This window comes from Tolypothrix sp. PCC 7712, assembly GCF_025860405.1.
Classification (GTDB): Bacteria; Cyanobacteriota; Cyanobacteriia; order Cyanobacteriales; family Nostocaceae; genus Aulosira; species Aulosira diplosiphon.
Map to the genome: position 1 here is coordinate 22,378 of NZ_CP063786.1, position 19,392 is coordinate 41,769.

General features: G+C 41.5%; 13 protein-coding genes and 2 pseudogenes. 5 read left to right on the forward strand and 10 right to left on the reverse strand.

From position 1 onward, the window contains the following. Positions 1 to 15: 15 nt before the first annotated feature. Positions 16 to 1,280, forward strand: a pseudogene (locus HGR01_RS36830) (IS701 family transposase). Positions 1,281 to 1,432: 152 nt separating this feature from the next. Then, on the forward strand, positions 1,433 to 1,876 hold the full coding sequence (locus tag HGR01_RS36835; RefSeq protein ID WP_045873741.1) for a DUF2127 domain-containing protein: 444 nt from the start codon (positions 1,433 to 1,435) through the stop codon (positions 1,874 to 1,876). Here HGR01_RS36835 and HGR01_RS36840 read toward each other — a convergent pair. The 4 genes from HGR01_RS36840 to HGR01_RS36855 form a co-directional block, all read right to left on the reverse strand. Next, on the reverse strand, positions 1,873 to 3,117 hold the full coding sequence (locus HGR01_RS36840; RefSeq protein WP_045873742.1) for an ATP-binding protein: 1,245 nt from the start codon (positions 3,115 to 3,117) through the stop codon (positions 1,873 to 1,875). The genes HGR01_RS36835 and HGR01_RS36840 overlap by 4 nt on opposite strands. A 15-nt stretch (positions 3,118 to 3,132) precedes the next feature. After that, positions 3,133 to 3,807, reverse strand: coding sequence for a response regulator transcription factor (locus HGR01_RS36845; RefSeq protein WP_045873743.1), 675 nt, complete (start codon positions 3,805 to 3,807; stop codon positions 3,133 to 3,135). A gap of 109 nt (positions 3,808 to 3,916) precedes the next feature. Continuing rightward, complete coding sequence (locus HGR01_RS36850; RefSeq protein ID WP_045873744.1) at positions 3,917 to 4,660, reverse strand: membrane protein; 744 nt, start codon at positions 4,658 to 4,660, stop codon at positions 3,917 to 3,919. Positions 4,661 to 4,767: 107 nt separating this feature from the next. Then, the gene (locus HGR01_RS36855) at positions 4,768 to 5,967 is read right to left on the reverse strand and encodes an MFS transporter (RefSeq protein ID WP_045873745.1); all 1,200 of its coding nucleotides are present in this window, start codon (positions 5,965 to 5,967) and stop codon (positions 4,768 to 4,770) included. 461 nt (positions 5,968 to 6,428) lie between these two features. Between HGR01_RS36855 and HGR01_RS36860 the strand changes: the two genes are divergently transcribed. Beyond that, the gene (locus HGR01_RS36860) at positions 6,429 to 7,784 is read left to right on the forward strand and encodes a mechanosensitive ion channel family protein (protein ID WP_045873843.1); all 1,356 of its coding nucleotides are present in this window, start codon (positions 6,429 to 6,431) and stop codon (positions 7,782 to 7,784) included. A gap of 51 nt (positions 7,785 to 7,835) precedes the next feature. On the opposite strand, the pseudogene HGR01_RS36865 reads toward HGR01_RS36860, so the two are convergent. The 5 genes and pseudogenes from HGR01_RS36865 to HGR01_RS36885 all read right to left on the reverse strand — a co-directional run bounded on the left by HGR01_RS36865 (position 7,836) and on the right by HGR01_RS36885 (position 16,082). Further along, positions 7,836 to 9,252 (reverse strand): annotated as a pseudogene (locus tag HGR01_RS36865) (MFS transporter). A 278-nt stretch (positions 9,253 to 9,530) separates the two neighbouring features. After that, on the reverse strand, positions 9,531 to 10,157 hold the full coding sequence (locus tag HGR01_RS36870; RefSeq protein WP_045873746.1) for a class I SAM-dependent methyltransferase: 627 nt from the start codon (positions 10,155 to 10,157) through the stop codon (positions 9,531 to 9,533). 147 nt (positions 10,158 to 10,304) lie between these two features. Further along, a complete protein-coding gene (locus tag HGR01_RS36875; RefSeq protein ID WP_045873747.1) occupies positions 10,305 to 13,430 on the reverse strand; it encodes an efflux RND transporter permease subunit in 3,126 nt (1,041 codons plus the stop codon). A gap of 2 nt (positions 13,431 to 13,432) precedes the next feature. Further along, on the reverse strand, positions 13,433 to 15,115 hold the full coding sequence (locus HGR01_RS36880) for an efflux RND transporter periplasmic adaptor subunit (protein WP_045873748.1): 1,683 nt from the start codon (positions 15,113 to 15,115) through the stop codon (positions 13,433 to 13,435). Between the two features lie 235 nt (positions 15,116 to 15,350). Continuing rightward, positions 15,351 to 16,082, reverse strand: a complete 732-nt coding sequence (locus HGR01_RS36885) for a DUF305 domain-containing protein (protein WP_045873749.1) — start codon at positions 16,080 to 16,082, stop codon at positions 15,351 to 15,353. Between the two features lie 363 nt (positions 16,083 to 16,445). Here HGR01_RS36885 and HGR01_RS36890 point away from each other — a divergent pair, with 363 nt between their 5' ends. Beyond that, a complete protein-coding gene (locus HGR01_RS36890; protein ID WP_045873750.1) occupies positions 16,446 to 16,814 on the forward strand; it encodes a four-helix bundle copper-binding protein in 369 nt (122 codons plus the stop codon). On the opposite strand, the gene HGR01_RS36895 is transcribed toward HGR01_RS36890, so the two are convergent. Further along, positions 16,811 to 16,957 carry a hypothetical protein gene (locus tag HGR01_RS36895; RefSeq protein WP_155539593.1) on the reverse strand — a complete coding sequence of 49 codons (147 nt, stop codon included), beginning with the start codon at positions 16,955 to 16,957 and terminating at the stop codon, positions 16,811 to 16,813. The genes HGR01_RS36890 and HGR01_RS36895 overlap by 4 nt on opposite strands. 162 nt (positions 16,958 to 17,119) lie before the next feature. Here HGR01_RS36895 and HGR01_RS36900 point away from each other — a divergent pair, with 162 nt between their 5' ends. Next, complete coding sequence (locus HGR01_RS36900; protein ID WP_045873751.1) at positions 17,120 to 19,381, forward strand: heavy metal translocating P-type ATPase; 2,262 nt, start codon at positions 17,120 to 17,122, stop codon at positions 19,379 to 19,381. Positions 19,382 to 19,392 lie beyond the last annotated feature (11 nt).

A 19,392-nucleotide genomic window follows, 5' to 3' on the forward strand; every position in this document is an offset into this window, starting at 1 on the left:
CGTTAGAAAAAGCTCATGAAAGAAACCACTCCCACAGCGATGCCCCCGTGCTTTGAAAGATGGTGTCAAAGATTTGATGATGTGTTTAGTCATAAAGCTCAAAAAAGAGAGTTTAGACACTATATAGGGGGATTAATGGGGGAAAGTGAGAGAAAAAACCTGTTTCAAATGGCGGATAATGCTGTAGGTGTAACGTACCACCGATTACATCACTTTTTGACCGAAGCACCTTGGTCTAGTGGGCAGGTGAATGAGCGTCGATTAGAAATCATGAATAAGTGCAGTCAAACGAGAATTAGTAGAGGTTTTAGCTTAATAATTGATGATTCTGGTCATAGAAAAAGTGGTAATTTTACTGCTGGTGTGGGGAGACAGTACATTGGAGAAATTGGCAAAACAGATAATGGAATCGTAGTAGTAACAACGCATTTATATGATGGCAGAAAAAGCTTACCATTAGATATAGAGTTATATCAACACGCTGATTCTTTAGCTCAAGGGAAAAAGACCCTCTATTTGAGAAAAAACCAGAACTAGCAGTCAAGTTAATAGATAAAACTCTAAAGAGAAAATATCAACCTGGGATAGTAATTGTAGATGCCGGATATGGCAACAATACATCATTCTTATTAGAGTTGGAAAAACGGCAATTGAAATATTTAGGAGGGATAGCTAAAAATCGAAAAGTAACAATTAATCAAACAGATAATATTCAACAAACAATTCGGTTGGATGAATTAGCCCAGAGCTTACCCAAAGAGGCTTTCACAGAAATTCAAATAGATTTAGAGAAACCCAAAACATTATGGGTAGTAACCTGTGAAGTAGAAATATCAAGTTTAACTGGAAAGCGAAATATTGCTATCGTCATGAATGCTTCTACTTTCTCAGCAGCCACTGATATTGACTACTTCATCACTAATATATCTTCATCAATTGTTACACCACAATGGATAGTTGATACATATTCTCAAAGGAATTGGGTAGAAGTTTTTTACAGGGAAGCTAAAGGATGGTTAGGACTTAAAGAATATCAAGTTCGAGATAAAAGGAGTTTACTGCGCCATTTTATTTTGGTTTTTTGTGCCTACACTTTTATTCTTTGGCATCAATTAACTGGAGGATTAAGACGACGGTGGGCAAACAAACCTTTAAACACTTTTACTGAAGCTTTAGAAGCGTTCAGAACAGCCATGTCTTTTCGATTTATTGATTGGTTGAACTTAAATTGTGACGTGTTTGCTGCTTACAAAGCTAGTTTGGGTTACATTTGGGCTTGATTTTTGTCTAAGTCCCGATAACTAAGAGGTTGTTGGATGGACTATTTTCAACAATCTCCTTTATTTATATGCGATTGCTTCGTCCAATTTAAATGATTATATTCTAATACAGGAAATTAGAGTTAGCAAATTGAGATAATCAGGAAAATTAAATGATCGAGAAACGTCCTCCAGGTTTAATAGCAATTATTATTTATAAAGGCTTTGTTGCTTTACTACTTACAGCTACATCTATTGTTCTACTTTTAGCTTTGAAAAAACATGATACCCTTGTGGGCTTTTCCGAATCTTACATATTGGAAGGTAAACGCGAAGTTATTGAATGGTTACTAGAAAAAATTATTAATATCAAACCACAAACTTTAAAATTTAGTGGAGTTGCCACTGCAATATACGCAGTTGTGACAGCTATTGAGGCTATCGGTTTATGGTATGAAAAAACTTGGGCAAAGATATTAGTTATTGGACTAGTTGGTATTAGTATACCTCCCGAAATCTATGAGTTAATTAAAGGGGTAACGATTTTCAAATTTTTAGTCTTTATGGTTAATCTAGCTGTACTATCGTACTTGGTTAGACAGTTTTATAAACATTAATTAAGAGAACTTGCTGGTAAACGCACTGTAAAACAACTTCCAATTCCCAATTGACTTGTGACGGTAATTAATCCACCGTGGTTTTGAGCAATAGCTTGGGCTATAGCCAATCCTAAACCAGAACCACCTGAATTATAAGAACGTGATTTATCTGCTCGCCAAAAACGCTCAAAAATATTTTCTAAATCTTTTGGTGCAATTCCTATACCTGTATCTTGGACATTAACTACTATATCGACAGCAGAACGATTAGCTGTGATTTCTACCGTTCCTTTTGACGAGGTGTAATGTATAGCATTTTGAATTAAATTAGTAAATAGTCGTGTTATTTGATTAGTATCACCTAACAAATAAAGCTTTTCAGTTAATTGACTTTTGAGATTAATTTGTTTAGCGATCGCCTGTGGTTGATATAGTTGCACTAAGTCGTTTAAAATTAAGCTAAGATTAACAGTTTCTTTACTCCGGTTAGGAATATTATCATAACGAGCTAAAAATAGTAAATCTTCAGTGAGGCGAGTCATTTGGTTAGTAGCACTAGAAATAGCCTGAAATTTTTCTGCGTCAGTTTCTCGCATTCCTTCTGGATACTTTAGTGCTACACCTGCATTACTTTTAATCGCCATTAAAGGACTGCGGAGTTCATGGGAAGCATCAGCAGTAAACTGTTTTAAGCGTTCAAAGCTTTCTTCAATTGGTTGCATCGCTTGACGAGTCAGCCAAACTCCACCAACACTACTAATAATCAAAGCTACAACAATTCCACCGCCTAACCCCAAATCTAATTTATTTAAAGTTTCATCAAATTCTTCTAAAGATTGACTGGCTCTTACATACCCAATGAATTGTTTATCGTCACTACTAATAATTGGTAAAGTAACAGACTGAATACGATTTTTACCACCTGTAGTAATTTGTTCTCCTTCTGTTATATGAGTAGGTAAATTTAAAATATCTTGTCCCTGTTTTTCTATGAGATTACCTTTAGTATCAAACCAGTTTAATCCTTGATGATTTTCAAATAATTTATCTTGAGGTAAGTCATTTTCAATTTTAATTTTACCGTTATCAAACTCGGCATTAGCAGCAGCGACTTGTGCTAATGCAGCAAGTTTCTCTGTTTGTTGTTTATGCAGGCTATGGGTAAAGACAATGCGAACGGCAATTGCAAATCCACCTAAGATTAATGATAATACGATTAAATAAGACAACAGTAAACGACGGCGAATTTTTTCAAACATAAGCTAATTTTGCCCTTACTTAGGACACAGACGATAACCAACACCATAAACAGTTTCGATAAAATCTTCTGAACTTCCTACGGCTCTGAGTTTCTTTCTTAAATTTGTCATGTGAGTTTTAACGGTTTCCTCCCCGGATAATTTATCAAACTCCCACAATTTATCTAAAATTGCAGAGCGAGTTAAAACTTGAGTAGGGTTTTTCAAAAAACATTCCAATATCATATATTCTTTATGTGTTAATGATAGAGGCTTGCTTGCATAGGTGACGTGACAATTACTAGAATCTAGTTGTAAATCGCCGTGAATTAAAATTAATTGGCGAGTTTCTGGACTTCTCCGAGATAAAGCTCTAATTCGTGCTGCTAATTCTTCTAGTTCAAATGGTTTAACTAAATAATCATCTGCACCAGCATCAAGTCCAATTATTTTATCTGGCGTTGTATCGCGTGCTGTCAACATCAAAATAAAAGCGTTGCAATTAGAAGCACGTAACCGTTTACAGAGAGTAATTCCGTCTAAGCGCGGCAACATTAAATCTAATAAAATTAAATCATAATTACCTGCTTCGGCATATTCCCAACCTTCAATCCCATCGTAAGCAATATCAACAGCATGATGCTGGTGTTTTAAATCTTCAGCTAAGGGTTTAGCGATGCGATCGTCATCTTCAACTATTAAGATTCTCATATCTTTGATGCTATGCCAAAAATCAGAAAGGGAAAAATTAGCAAACCTACGATTCTAAGGATGAGGGGTGTTCCTATTATGAGGTAAGTCATCTATCTGCTTAAACGTATCACTCAATTGGGTAACGCACTTTTTTCTCCTTTCGTACAGAAAAGAATAGGACAACCGCCAGTAGGATAAAGGCGATCGCTGAAGCATAGCCCCTTGGCAGTGATAGACCACCATCTTTGATTGGTTTGGTAAGAAAATCGCCGAAGGTGGCTCCGAAGGGTCGCGTGAAGATGAACGCGAGCCAGAATAGGAGGACATCACTCAACTTAGTTATGTAGTGAAGGGCAATGACAACACCAATGACGCTGGCCGTCACGAATGCGCCTTGGATATAGCTTAGTCCTAAGTTGCTTGTTAGAAAGTCACCAAAGGCCGTTCCCAAAATGTTTGAGAACACAATTGCCAGCCAATAGGTTGTCTCTGCGTCTTTCCTTGCGATCGGATAAACGCTCAGATCCCGATCCCGATAATACCAGATAGCCAGAACACTTAAGAGACAGGCTACCAAGATCAGCGATCCCATTGCGTAGCCCAGTCCGAGAGAGCGATCCATTAAGTCTGAAACTTCAGTTCCGGCTGTGGTTGTCGCAATGATAGCTACCCAGTAAAGGGCTGGACGATATCTGTCAGATTGAATTTGAAAAAACAGGAGAATAGCCAGAATGGCAAAAGTTACGGCAAAGGCCACGTAATAACCCAGCCCAAGAGACATTGAGATGAAGTCACCTGCCGTTTCGCCGAGCGTCGTGGCGATGATCTTCATAATCCAAAAGAAAATTGTGACCTTTGCAACTTTGTTCATTATTGCTCCTACTTACTGCTGGATCGCATACTTTATCTAAACTTGCAGGTTTATCGTAGAGAGAAAAAGTCAAGAACTTGGAAAGAGATGGCTGGTAGTGAAGATTTTTACTCTTTATCTACTGATTTCCATCTTCCACTTTCAAATACCAGCAGTAATGCGATCGCACTCAAAGCAAAAATACTTCCAGCGATGAAAGTTGCTTTTGGACTGATTGTTTGCCACAAAACACCTCCCAACAAACTAGCTGGTAAGAGCGCTGCACCAGTAGCCAAATTAATTAACCCAAAAGCAGTACCTCGTAGATGGGACGGAACTCTATCTGCTACCAGTGCTAATAATATGCCCTGACTCATCCCCTGATGCAGCCCATACAGCCCGAACAGTCCCCACACCTGCCAAGGAGCATTAACAAATGCAAAACCTAAATATGCCAACGCATATACACAAAATCCACTCACTAGTAACCCCAATCTACCAATGCGGTCAGATAGCAATCCTACTGGATAGGCACTGAGGGAGTAAGCTATATTCATTACAACCAGGGTGAGTGGTACTAGTGAGGCGGACACTCCAGCTTGCTGCGCTTGCAGCAATAAAAAAGCATCGCTAGAGTTACCGAGATTAAATAGTAATGCAACCGCAACTAGCACCCAGTAGCTTTTACCTAAACTTTGCAAAGCAGACCAATGTAGAGGATTATTCTGTCTTTGATGATTTCTATTGCCAGGTTCGCGCACGCCAGTTGCCAAAAGAGCTACTGCTAAAATACCGGGAAGCACCGCTAACCAGAAAACTAGACGAAAGTTCTGTCCTGAGAAATACATCAACATGAATGCAACTAGTGGCCCAGTGAATGCGCCGATGGTATCTAAAGATTGCCGCAAACCGTAAGCGGCTCCACGATTAACGCTATCGGTGACATCTGCTACTATTGCATCGCGGGGAGCTACACGAATTCCTTTACCAACGCGATCGCCAAAACGAGCTATTAATACTGATGCAGGACTAGTTGCCAATGCGAACAGGGGTTTAACTAGGGTAGATAACCCATAACCAGCAACAGCCAATCTCTTACGCTGTCCTAAATAATCGCTTAAGGCTCCTGAAAAAACTTTCAGTACAGAAGCAGTTGATTCTGCAATTCCCTCAATCCAGCCAACTGTCAGCAAATCTGCCCCTAATACCGAAACTAGAAATAGTGGCAACACTGAATGAATCATCTCAGAACTAATATCAGTTAACAAGCTGACAAATCCTAAAACCCAAACATTACGGGGGATGGTTTGAAAAGTTTTTGTTGTCACTGTTGCTGTTACCTTTGAGTTGATGACTGGTAATTCGGTGCTAAGAGAAAGCTGTAATTGTTAAATCACAATTAATTGCATTTCTCATCATCACACTTGACGATGAAATTAAAATGAAATTCTATCGCCCTCAAGAAACCTCAATTTGAAAAAATTCTTACGAATAGCGTAGTGCTTGTAGTTGTTCTAATTGTTGGGTTTGTTCTTGCAGCCGCATAGCGAGGCGATGCCTTTGGCGGGCTACACCTACGCACACTGTTAAAAAATTGCTAAACAGACAATATGCCAATGTGTTAAGCTATTATGCCTTTTTAGCTTCAGGGTTTCTTTCGCAAGCATGAAGACAAATATCGCCCATAGCTTTATTTTTAAGCAATAACAGTAATTTATTAATCTTATGAATAGGCAAATCAAAAATTTTGATTTGTGGCTAAGTGGACGTTTGCGAGGGTAATTTAATTGTGAGGCTAAGAACCAGGACAGTAATCACAAATCGCTTGAGCAAACTAGCACGGATTCGCACAATTTGGGTATTTTTACTCACCATTTTGATTGTGATATCAATAACTATACCCAATTCTGTGAGAGCGCAAGATGAACGAGTAACAGTACGTCTAGATGGTCGTGCATTGTTCCGAGTAAGTGCAGTGGATAACACCAAGGCATCAGATCGAGCAAGGCAAATCGAACGACGCATGAATCGGTTATTAGAAAATCCAACAGCAATTTCTCCACCTCAGATTGAAACTTCCCAAGATAAGCAACAGCGCGTTATTACTAGTGCGGGAGTACCAATTGTTACTCTAACTTCAACAGATGCTCAAGACAATTTAACAACCGTTGATGCGCTAGCTATCCAATGGTCACAAGCAATTGATACTGCTCTTAAACGAGCAAGTCAACGCCGCCTTTCGCCTTGGGGGCGATTTGTAGCAGAAGTACAAGCATCGGTAGAGACTGCTTTTGGGCGACTGATAGAATCTGCCATCACAATTATTCCGCGTGCGATCGCTGCTATTTTAGTAATTGGTCTTTTCTGGGCAATAGCCACATTCATACGCTGGCTGATGCGAATTATTTTCCGCCACATTGTTGAAGATTTGACCGTTGAAAACCTGATTAAGCAGGTTGCATATTACGCCGTTTGGACACTCGGTTTGATAGTTGCCCTCGATGCTTTTGGCTTTGATCCCCAGGCTGTGGCGACTGGATTAGGATTAACTAGCCTTGCTTTGGGATTTGCCCTCAAGGATATCATCTCCAACTTTATTAGTGGTATGCTAATTCTTGTCTTACGTCCTTTTGAGTTGGGCGATCAAATTGTTGTTGGCGAAACTGAAGGAAACGTTGAGCGTATAGAATTGCGTGCTACCCAACTTCGTACCTACGATGGTCGCGTGGTACTAATTCCTAATGCTGAAGTGTTTACTTCTCGGATCATTAACAACACAGCTGCACCTATCCGTCGTAGCAGTGTCGAACTATTCATTGGTTACGATAGCGATCTACAACAAGTAGTTACTGTATTAAAAAATGCAGCCCAAGCAACACAAGAGGTACTTGATGAGCCGGGGGTTTCTGTGCGGATACGAGATTTAGAACAAGATGACATTGTAGTTGAAACGCGCTTTTGGACAGATTCGCGGCGTTCTGATTTTGTCGCTACTACATCAGCTGTCAGACAGGCGATCGTTGCTGCGTTGAAAAAAGCGAATATTGGATTACCAGACCCCGATGTCAGAATTTTAGTGCCGCGTCATCCCCAAAAGTGGCAAGCAGCATTCGGTTTAAAAGATAGTGATAGTGCTTCATCTTAACCCTCTGATAAGTTTCAACCAATATCTGATCGGAATATTATCAACAACAGTTCAATGACTATGGCGATGGTGAATGTCCCTAGTGTGAGGGTGAGTGTGATAAAGAATCCTCGTGTGTTCGTGAGGATGGTTGTGAGGTTCGCCTATATTTATCCCCTCATCGTGGTTATGCTGATGGTGTTCATCATGGATATGTTTATGTTTATGCACAGTAACATAGTGTAGATGTTCGTGTTCATGTGGATGAGGCGAGAGAGTAATTTGCACTACCACTAGCAGCATCAAGCCTACTAAACTACCATAAATAAACTCACGTTCAGCAAAGTGACTTCCTAACCAACCCGCAAGAGGGTAAGAGATTGCCCACCAAAGATGACTCCAGGCAAAGTGTGCGCCATAAACTCGCCCTTGTATAGCAGTCGGGATACGGTCTGCAATTAATGTCTGAGTAGGTAAGTTGACTAAATTTTGCCCCGCACCTGCTACCAACCATAAGACCATCAATACTGTTAAATTTGCGTAGTTGGCAGGTAATAAAGCCAAGGTGATCAAAGTTGCACCAATAAAAACAAACGTTGTACGCGGCAAACTTCTATTGAACGTACCATAAATAACTGCACACAGAGTTGCACCAATCCCAAAAGCTGCCATCACCCAGCCGTACTGCACTTCTCCAAACTTAAGTGTACCTTGGACATAGCCAACAGTATTGACTAAGATTTGCGCTCCGGCAATTGATGCGACTAACTGCATCGCTAGCGCGTAACGAATAGGTGCATCTGTAAGCAGGCGAGTTGTACCGTCTTTAATGTCTCCCCATGTTCGGCGTGTTGTTCTGGAAGGCTGTTGATTTTGTGCAACGACGAGCTGACCTGGTAAAGTGAAGATTAAGACTGCCGCGATCGCCTCCGGCGGGCGGGTACGCCATCGCAAAGCTGAGAGCATCCAAAAAGAAGACTTGTCTTGCACCAATGAAGGCGGCGACACTTCCAGCGATACCAGGGCCAAGTACACCAAGCAATTGGTAAGTAGCCGACGAAAGAGCGATCGCGCCTGCATAGTCATTCTCACCCGTGACTAATGGAATTGTGGCTTGGTAAGTTGGGGTAAAAAAAGCATTAAAAACGTTCAGCGCAAATATTAATATGTAAACTTGCCAAATCTGCGTCACGAAAGGCAACATACCCACAATTAACATTCTAAATATGTGGGTAATGACCATGATTTTCTTACGGTCGAAGCGGTCTGCGATCGCACCTGCAAGAGGGGACAGCAATACAAAAGCGGTAACACGCAGAGTTAAAGCTACTGAAAGTACAACCGCCGCATTCTTTCCAGCTAAGTTAAAAGCCAGAAGGGCTAAACCCACCCAAGTAAGTGCATCACCCAATAAACTAGTGGTTTGAGCAGTATACAGCCTTGCAAATACCGGATTTCTCAAGCTGCGGAAAAATGTCAAGGTATTCATTTATCAAGGGGCATAGTTATAAAAGTCTTTTATGGTAATACTTTAACACTAATGGGGGGAGGGGGCATATTTATCAAAGCTGGAAAATAGTCTTGACAAGACTATTTTCACCACTCTGCTATTTTCTAGAAGGGGTGTAGTATTTTTAGCGTTGCTGTTAGCGCAACTTGGCGTTAGCCATATCATGAGATAATCTCACCTAATTGGGAACGCATTTTTAATAGTTTCAACCACCAATTCATTCCGCATTTATGCAACGTCGTATTTTTTATTTTTAGTCATGGTTGTGGTGTCGCTGTAGCAACCATCATTCCCCACACTACACCAAAATGAAATTTTGTCGCTCGCTCAATATCAAACTGTGCAGATTTGAGTAAATTGTGAAATTCAAGTTGGGTATAACACTGCTTATAAGCAGGATCAACCAACTTTAATATAAAATCGCAAAGGCGGCACAATAAATAATCTTTGCACCAATCCAAAATAATTACTTTACCGTCAGGTTTCAATACACGTTTCATCTCTACTAATGCGGCATTTGGGTCATCAAAATAATGGAACGAATTGGCAGATACAACCACATCGAAACTATTATTTTCAAATGGCAACGCCGACGCGCTAGCAGTATGAAACGAGACATGGGGATACAGTTGAAGTTTTTGTCGAGCGACAAGCAGCATCTTCTCTGAAATGTCTACTCCAGTTATACGTTGCGTTGCGTTCTCAGTTAACAATAACCGTTCAAATTCACCTGTTCCACAGGCAACATCCAGCACAGTTGTTGATGGAGATATTTGCGTCCAGTCTTTCAGAAATGAAAGCGTATTTGCAACATAACTATTCCAGCGTTGGTCATATATTGCTGCTAGCTTGTCATACTGCTGGCGAACTTTGGTTTCGGTCATAGTGAATATATGGAACTCTTCATTAACCTGATTACTAACACCTTTTGTACTGAAAGTATTAAGATGAATCAAAATTTACTCAAGGGAAACAATTATATTTGGAAGTTTCATCAAAGATTCTAAAAGATAAAATTCCTCTGATATTTATCATTGCTCAAAAACTGCTTTTGGTACTTTGCCATCCTCTACAATCGACATAGTACGCTTAGGTAACAAGAACTTACCAAACTTGGCATATAAAGCTGGTAAGACCATCAAAGTTAATGCTGTAGAAGTAAATAAACCACCTAACACCACTATTGAAAGTGGTTGTAAGATTTCTTTTCCTGGGCCACTCTCAACTACTAAAGGTGCTAATCCTAAAGCAGAGGTAAAAGCTGTCATCAAAATGGCATTCAAACGTTCCATTGATCCTTTAATCAGAACTTCTTTAACTGGTATACCTTCCGCAAATTTGGTGTTGTAATTATCCACAAGTAACAAACCATTACGGGTAGCAACTCCGAATAAAGTAACAAAACCAACTAGAGAAGCAATGGATATTACTCCACCTGTCAAAGCCACTGAGAATACTCCTCCCACCAATGCTAAAGGTAAATTAATCATAATCATGGTAGTAGAGGGAATAGATTTGACAGAAAGATACATAATTACTGTGATTGCAACAAAGGCGATCGCACTCGATATTAAAATATTTTGAGTCGCTCTTTCTTCTGCTTCAAATTGTCCCGCATACTGAATATAGTAACCAGCAGGTATCTGTACTTGCTGTTTGACTTTAGCTTGAATTTCATTGACAATGGAGCGCAAATCCCTACCATTAGCGTTAGCAGAAACAACAATCAAGCGGGATACATTCTCTCTATTTATAGTATTAGGACCAGTACCATTTTCAATTGTGGCAACCTGTGCTAAAGGAATTTTTTGACCGTTAGGAGTATCAACTAACAAATTGCGAATAGTATCCAAATTCTGCCGTGCATCTGGTTTTAACCATACAGCTAAATCGAAAGTTTGTTGTTTCTCTAAAACTTGAGATACTACTCGTCCATTCAGGGCAGTTTCGATAATTTCAGACAGTTTGCCTACTGTCAAACCATACCGTGAAGCAGCAGGTCGATTGAACTTAATTTGTATTTGTTCAATCGGTATTTGGGGTTCTAGTTGTAAATCTACAATCCCATTCACGGTTTTCATGACATCATCAACTTGTTGTCCAACTGTGCGGAGTTGTTCTAAATCGGGGCCGAAGATTTTGACAGCAATCGCACTTCTCACCCCAGACAACACTTCATCCATGCGGTGTGAGATAAAACCACCAATATTTGGCGCTACCCCTGGTAACTTAGCAAATTCCTCCCGTAACTTTTCAATCGTCCCCTCCCTATCTTTCATTCCTGCGTCGCTTAACTCGATATCCAAGTGTCCCAAATTCACCCCGGCTGCATCCCCATCTCCTGGCGCACGCCCAGAACGCAATTGCACGTAGGGAAATCTAGAATCTCCCTTGAGTGCATGTTGAAGTGTTTCACCAGCTGCATTGGTAGCTTCCAGAGAAACCCCTGGATAAAGAGTTAATGTATTCACCAAAGTTTGCTCCTGAAACTCTGGTAAAAATATTCTGCCAAACGAGGGGACAATTACAACCGCAGCTACCAAACTAGCGATCGCAGCACCTATAACAATTCCAGAACGCCGCAGAGAAAATGTTAGTAGAGGACGATACAGCCCCTTAAAAAATCTTGCAACCCAAGGTTCTGTTTCTGGCAAACGACCATAAGGTAGTAAAATTGCACATAAAGCCGGAGTTACCGTCAATGCCGTGATACTAGAGGCGATAACTGCTGCCATATAGCCTAATCCCATTGGGATAAAAATGCTACCTTCTACACCAGCCAAAGCGAAAACTGGAGAGAAGACAACTATGGTAATGATGGTAGCTCCAAATACTGAATCGCGTACTTCTTGACAGCCATCAAATACAACATCTAAAACTGGACGTGGGTTAGGGGAATATTTATTTTCTCGCAAGTTACGGTAGACGTTTTCAGCGTCAACAATCGCATCATCAACGGCTGAACCAATTGCGACTGCTAACCCTCCCAATGTCATAGTATTTAAACCTTGTCCCAACCAATTTAGTAGTAGTACTCCTAGTAATAAAGATAAAGGTAGGGCAGTTAAACAAATAGCTAAATTGCGCCAATTCATTAAAAAAGGAATTAAAATTAAAGCAACAATAATACTGCCTTCAATTAAAGCTTCTCTAACATTTTCAATAGAAGAATCAATATAGTTTTCTTGACGAAATGTTGGGGTGACTTTGATATCTTTGGGTAATCCTGCTTGAATCTCTGACATCGCTGCTTCAATAGCACGGGTGACAGTAGGAGTATCGGCTTGAGGCTGTTTATTAACCATTACAATAACTGCCTTCTGACCGTTAAAACTGCCATCACCTCGTTTAATAGCTGCACCAATTTGCACATCAGCAATATCTGAGATTTTGACAGGCGTACCATTGCGGGCAGTAATTACTGATTGCTGTAATTCTTCAAGAGATTCAATTCTTCCAATCCCGCGAATTAACTTTTCTCGGTCAGGAGTAATTAAATAGCCACCAGGAGCGTTAATATTAGCAGCTTTGGCTGCTTGCTCTAAGTCTTCCAAAGTGACATTAAAGGCTCTTAGCTTCGCTGGATCGACTAATACTTGATATTGGCGAACATCGCCACCATACGCTACAACTTGACTAACACCAGGCACAGCTAACAGGCGATTTGTCACTTGCCAATCAACAATTCGCCGCACTTCCATTAAAGGAGTGCTTTGGGAGGTGAAGGCATATTGTAATACAGTGCCGATAGGGGAGCTTGTAGGGGAAATTTGCGGAGTTTCTACCCCTGATGGCAGCTTACTTTGAGCTTGTTGTAATCGCTCTGTTACCAACTGGCGAGCTTGATAAATATCAGTATCCCAGTTAAAAATGACTTTGACGACAGAAATTCCTGCTGCTGAAGATGAGCGTACTGCTGTTACTCCAGGAGTACCATTAATCGCACTTTCAATTGGTAAAGTTACTAAAGATTCTAATTCTTCGGGGGCGAGTCCTGGTGCTTCAGTTTGAATTTCAACTTGGGGTGGTGCAAAGCTAGGAAAAACATCCAAGGGCATTTGGATAATCGTCCGAAATATCCAAATTGTCAGGATAATTGTACCCAGGATAACTAACCAACGGCGAGCGATCGCCCATTTAATAATGGCACTCAGCATTGTTATTTCTCAATCTTGATTTCTGAATCTTGACTCGCCACCCGATGGTTATCATTAAATTCTGGTGATGGCTCTACTGGAACGGAACTATTGAGATGTTCTTCTGTGACATAGCCAACTCCTGTGGCTAGTTGATATTGATGTTTGCTGCGACGACCAGCCCAAAAAGTACCTGCCATAAAAGCTACAGTAGCTAGAGTAGCTCCCCCTCCTGCGGCAATCCACCAGGGTAGTGGTAAGCTAGGAGTTTTAGTTTCCGTTACCTGTGCAGGAATTTCGGTGTGTTCGTCTGCTGTCGTCTTGGTATCACCCCGCAAAGATTGAGCGTAAAGTTGCGGCGCGCGCTGGGTAACGATCAAATCACCCTCGAATAAACCAGTTTTTACCTCAACCATGTCTTGCGAAGTTTGACCCAAGGTAACTTCAACAGGTTGATAAGCGTTACCATTCTGCACATAAACCTGTTTCTTGCCATTTGCTTCTACCACAGATGCACTGTTGATAGCCAAAACATCTGACGAAGTTTGGTTTGTCAACACTTCCAACTCAGCAAACATTCCAGGTTTGAGAACTCCACTGGAGTTATCTATTTCGGCTTTCACAGGCACAACGCGCGTATCACCTGCTACCACAGATTCAATTACGGCAATTCTTCCATTAAAGGTGCGATTAGGTACAGAAGCTACCTTCAAGCTTACCCGTTGACCAGTCTTAACTTTATCTAAATCTTTTTCATAAATATTCGCTGTGGCAAAAACCCGATTATCATTCACAATCGTCATTAATTTGCCACCCGCATCCTGAAATGATTGACCGAGAGTAACTTCCCTATCAGCAACCTTGCCGGTAATCGGAGCAGTTATCGTCACCAATCCCTTAGTATTAGCCCGGTTTCCTAATTGAGACAGGCGAGTTTGATACGTGGTGCTACTAAGTTGAATTTTTGATTTGGCTAGTTCAACAGATGATTGAGCCGTTTTGAGTTTAGCCTCAGCTTCGATGACATCGCGGCGACTGTTAGCTGTGGTTAGTTTAGCCTTAGCTTCTGCTAGCTGGGTTTGGGATTCTAAGGCTGTACGACGTGGCAAAGCACCAGAATCAGCTAACTGTCTGTCTTTGTTATACTTTTCTTGAGCAAATGCTACTTGGCTCTGTGCTTGAGCGATTTCTGCTGCGGCTATTTGCTGATAGCGATCGTAATTCTGCTGGGCTAGCCTCAAGTCAGCTTGTGCTTGCCGTAAATCAGCTTGACCTTGTGCTAGTTTTTCTTGGGAGTTAACGCGCAGTTCCACCAAGTCAGGACTGGATACAACAGCTACAGGTTGACCTTTCTTGACGTTTGCACCGGGTTCTACTAACAACTCAACTACTTTTGCCCCGGAAATTGGGGTAGTCACTTCCACTCTTTGGCTGGGTAAAGTTTCAATTTGCCCAGTTGTTTTAATACCAACGGCTAGTTGTTGGCGTTTAACTGGCTCAACTTTAATTCCTAACCGTTGGGCAGTTTGAGTATCAACTTGAATGGAACTAGTTGCTGGGGTGGCTTCACTGTCTCCTTGAAATTCATTTCCATGTCCGCCGTGGGCTAAAACTACTATGGGGCTTGCTAATAACAGCAGGCTAACAAGTGTACCAGAAACACAACGTATGATAACAATTGGTTGGAAACGCAAAGAGTTTGGCATCGCTATCAAAGATCCTTAAGTATGAGGGCAAAGGAAGGCGATCGGGTATTTATATTTGGTAAAACAAGCTAGCTTTTTTTAGGAGATTTTTCTGCACATCATTCTCAGTCTTTCATCTCAAAATGAAATTGACATGAAATTGAGAATTAAGAAACTAGCTTTCTTTGACATCCAGAATTCTCAATTGCGTCGGCAAACTTTATATCCGCTTCTAAGTAGAAATTGAAATTTGAGACTACTGGTTATACCAAGCTTTGCGCCACTGTTTCATTTGGTTAATCTCTGTGTCTTGCGCTTTGATAATTTCTTGAGCCAAGTTTTTAATTTCAGGACGTTGAGACTTTTGCAAGGCATCTTTCGCCATAACTACAGCTGCTTCATGGTGCGGAATCATTGCGTTAATAAAACGCAGGTCAAATTCTGTATCAGCTGCACCCAAGTCCATGTTCATCATCATGGCTTGCATTTGCTCAGAAGACATCTCCATGTCATGACCCATTTTGGCATCATAAGCCATTGGTTTATCTCCCGCTTTGGGATACCAGGCTGTACGCCACTGTTTCATCTGCGTAATTTCTTGGTTTTGTGCTTTAATAATTTCGTCTGCTAGCTTTTTGATTTCAGGGCGTTGCGATTTCTGCTGTGCTTCCTTGGCCATTACCGTTGCCCCCTGATGGTGCGGAATCATCGCATCTATAAACCGCAAATCATAGTTAGCATCGGCTGGGCCTAAATCCATTGCCATGCTGTGGTTCATACCGCTACCATGATTCATCATGCCGTCATGGTTCATCGGTTGCTTATCACCAGTATCGGTAGCGGTGGTAGTAGGGTTTGGTGTTTGGCTTTGGTTTTGGGAAGCAGTTGTAGAACAGGCTGTCAAGAAGCTGCTAGGAACAGAGGCGATCGCTACCAAAGTCAATGACAAAAAGCTATTTTTCAGAGTAGAAAGTTGCATAGGGTTCATCTAAATATTTCCTGATTGCATTTTCAAATATCCAGTTGGCTGGAGAGTCAACCCCTTGGGTTATTTATCTTTGGCTTGGGTAATAAAATTGCCCAGATAACTAGCTATTCACAAAGCGACTGTTGCACTTACTACATAGTTTGACAGTCAAAAATGAAATTAGGATGAAATCAGGGTTCGTGCTAGTAGTACAGATATACGAGTGCATATCAACATGAAATCTGCATGAAATCCCTATACCTCAGTAGCTAGAAATATTTATTACCTCATTGGTATGACGCGATCGCCTTCGCAAATCTTTAAGGTGAGTCTAAAGGCGTTATTGCCTTTGGTAAACCTAAAAAATTTCAAGAGGGTGAATACATGGCTATACAAGAACTCACCTTGAGTCAAGTGAACCAGCAGATGCAACAATGTATTCAAAACTGCTTAGACTGCCATAGCATTTGTTTAAATACCGTGACTTACTGCCTACAAAAAGGTGGTCATCACGCCGAACCTACTCATATTCGATTAATGCTTGATTGCGCTGAAATTTGCAATACAAGTGCTAATTTCATGCTTCGAGCTTCTGACTTACATTCTCGTACCTGCGGCGTTTGTGCTGAACTATGTCAACGGTGTGCTGATGAGTGCGATCGCATGGGTGACGATGCTCAAATGAAAGCCTGCGCTCAGATGTGCCGTCGATGCGCTGATTCTTGCCGCCAAATGGCAATGGCAACTGCCTAAGTCATCGTCAAAGCTAGCTGGCTGCCGTGTAGTATTTGCTGCAAACTGTGCTTAAAAATGCGGCAGTCAGCAAAGATAACCTTAGCACCACGAACAGCAACTTCAGACTGACGCTGCTGGTATTGATAGCAATTTGATCGCATATTCACCATCTACATCTCTAAGTGTAAGCACTCACAAAGCTGCATCTAATATGTGCATAAAAAAATTCTTCAGATGGCCTCTTGACTCTCCAGTGAACTGGAGCATTCAAGATGAAATCAGTTAGTTATTAGTTAACGCTATTTAGTAACTGGAGGAGTCAGATGGAGAATACCACACTCAAACTGCGTGGCATGAGTTGTGCCTCTTGTGCCAGCAGCATTGAAGACGCGATTAATTCTGTCCCCGGTGTCGATGAATGTATTGTGAATTTTGGAGCAGAACAGGCAACAATTGAGTATGACCCCAGAAGAACTGATTTAGAAGCCATTCAAGAGGCAGTAGATGCAGCAGGTTATTCTGCCTATCCACTCCAAAAACAAAACCTGATGGCGGGAGACGATGATGCCGAGAAAAGACATCGCTTAAGAGAATCCCGCGATTTAATGCGAAAAGTGGCGGTGGGAGGCATCATTAGCACTGTGTTGGTTATAGGTTCACTGCCTATGATGACAGGGTTGCACTTACCCTTGATCCCAGTATGGCTGCATAATCCTTGGGTACAGTTGATACTCACTACCCCAGTACAGTTCTGGTGTGGTTACTCCTTCTACATTAATGGATGGAAAGCTTTAAAACGTCATGCTGCCACAATGGATACCCTAATTGCTTTGGGTACAAGTGCAGCATATTTTTATTCGCTATTTCCCACATTATTTCCCAGCTTTTTCATCAATCAGGGGTTAACACCAGATGTGTATTATGAAACTGCTGCGGTCGTTATTACCCTAATTCTGCTAGGAAGACTATTTGAAAATCGCGCTAAAGGACAAACTTCAGAAGCTATCCGTAAGCTGATTGGGTTACAAGCTAAAACAGCGCGTTTGATTCGCAATGGACGAGAAGTAGATGTCCCAATTGAAGAAGTAATTATTGGAGATGTGATACTGGTTCGTCCTGGCGAGAAAATTCCTGTTGATGGGGAAGTTATTGAGGGAGCATCCACAATTGATGAAGGGATGGTAACAGGGGAAAGCGTGCCTGTCAAAAAGCAACCAGGCGATGAAGTGATTGGAGCTACTATTAACAAAACTGGGAGTTTTAAGTTTCGGGCAACACGAGTCGGAAGTGATACTGTGCTGGCGCAGATTGTCCAATTAGTACAGCAAGCTCAAGGCTCAAAAGCCCCAATTCAGAGATTAGCAGACCAAGTAACTGGATGGTTTGTGCCTGCGGTGATTGCGATCGCACTGCTCACTTTCATCATTTGGTTTAATTTTACAGGCAACGTGACTTTGGCACTGATTACCACTGTTGGGGTACTAATTATCGCCTGTCCTTGTGCGCTGGGTTTAGCCACACCGACATCTGTAATGGTAGGAACGGGTAAAGGTGCAGAAAATGGCATTTTGATTAAAGGTGCTGAAAGCTTGGAACTAGCGCACAAGATTCAAACAATAGTACTAGATAAAACTGGAACCATCACTCAGGGTAAACCAACAGTCACCGATTTTGTCACCGTCAATGGTACTGCTAATGGTAACGAAATCAGGTTGGTGCAACTTACGGCATCTGTGGAACGCAATTCCGAACATCCATTGGCAGAAGCGGTTGTGAGATACGCCCAATCTCAAGAAGTGACGTTAGCTTCGGTCAAGGAGTTTGAAGCTGTAGCAGGTAGTGGTGTACAAGGTATAGTTTCTGGTCATCTTGTGCAAATTGGTACACAACGCTGGATGTCAGAATTAGGCATCGACACCCAAGCCTTACAACAGGATAAAGAGCGTTTGGAATATCTGGGTAAAACTGCAATTTGGATTGCGGTTGACAGACAAATTCAGGGATTAATGGGGATTTCTGATGCCATCAAACCTACCTCCATACAAGCAATTAGTGCTTTGCAAAAACTGGGTTTAGAGGTGGTGATGCTCACAGGTGATAATCGCCGCACCGCCGAAACCATTGCCCGTGAAGTTGGTATCAAGCGTGTTTTGGCAGAAGTCCGCCCCGACCAAAAAGCCGCTACAGTGCAGAAACTACAATCAGAAGGAAAGATTGTAGCAATGGTTGGAGATGGTATCAATGATGCACCAGCACTAGCTCAAGCCGATGTCGGAATGGCAATTGGCACTGGTACAGATGTAGCGATCGCCGCTAGTGACATTACACTCATCTCCGGTGATTTACGAAGCATAGTCACTGCCATTCAACTCAGCCGCGCCACAATTCGTAACATTCGTCAAAACCTATTCTTCGCCTTTATCTATAACGTTGCTGGCATTCCCATCGCTGCGGGTATTCTGTTCCCCATCTTCGGCTGGTTACTTAACCCCATCATTGCAGGTGCAGCAATGGCATTTAGTTCAGTTTCAGTGGTGACAAATGCCCTACGTCTGCGTAAATTCCAAGCTAAATCAGTAGGATAAGGAGCTAGCAA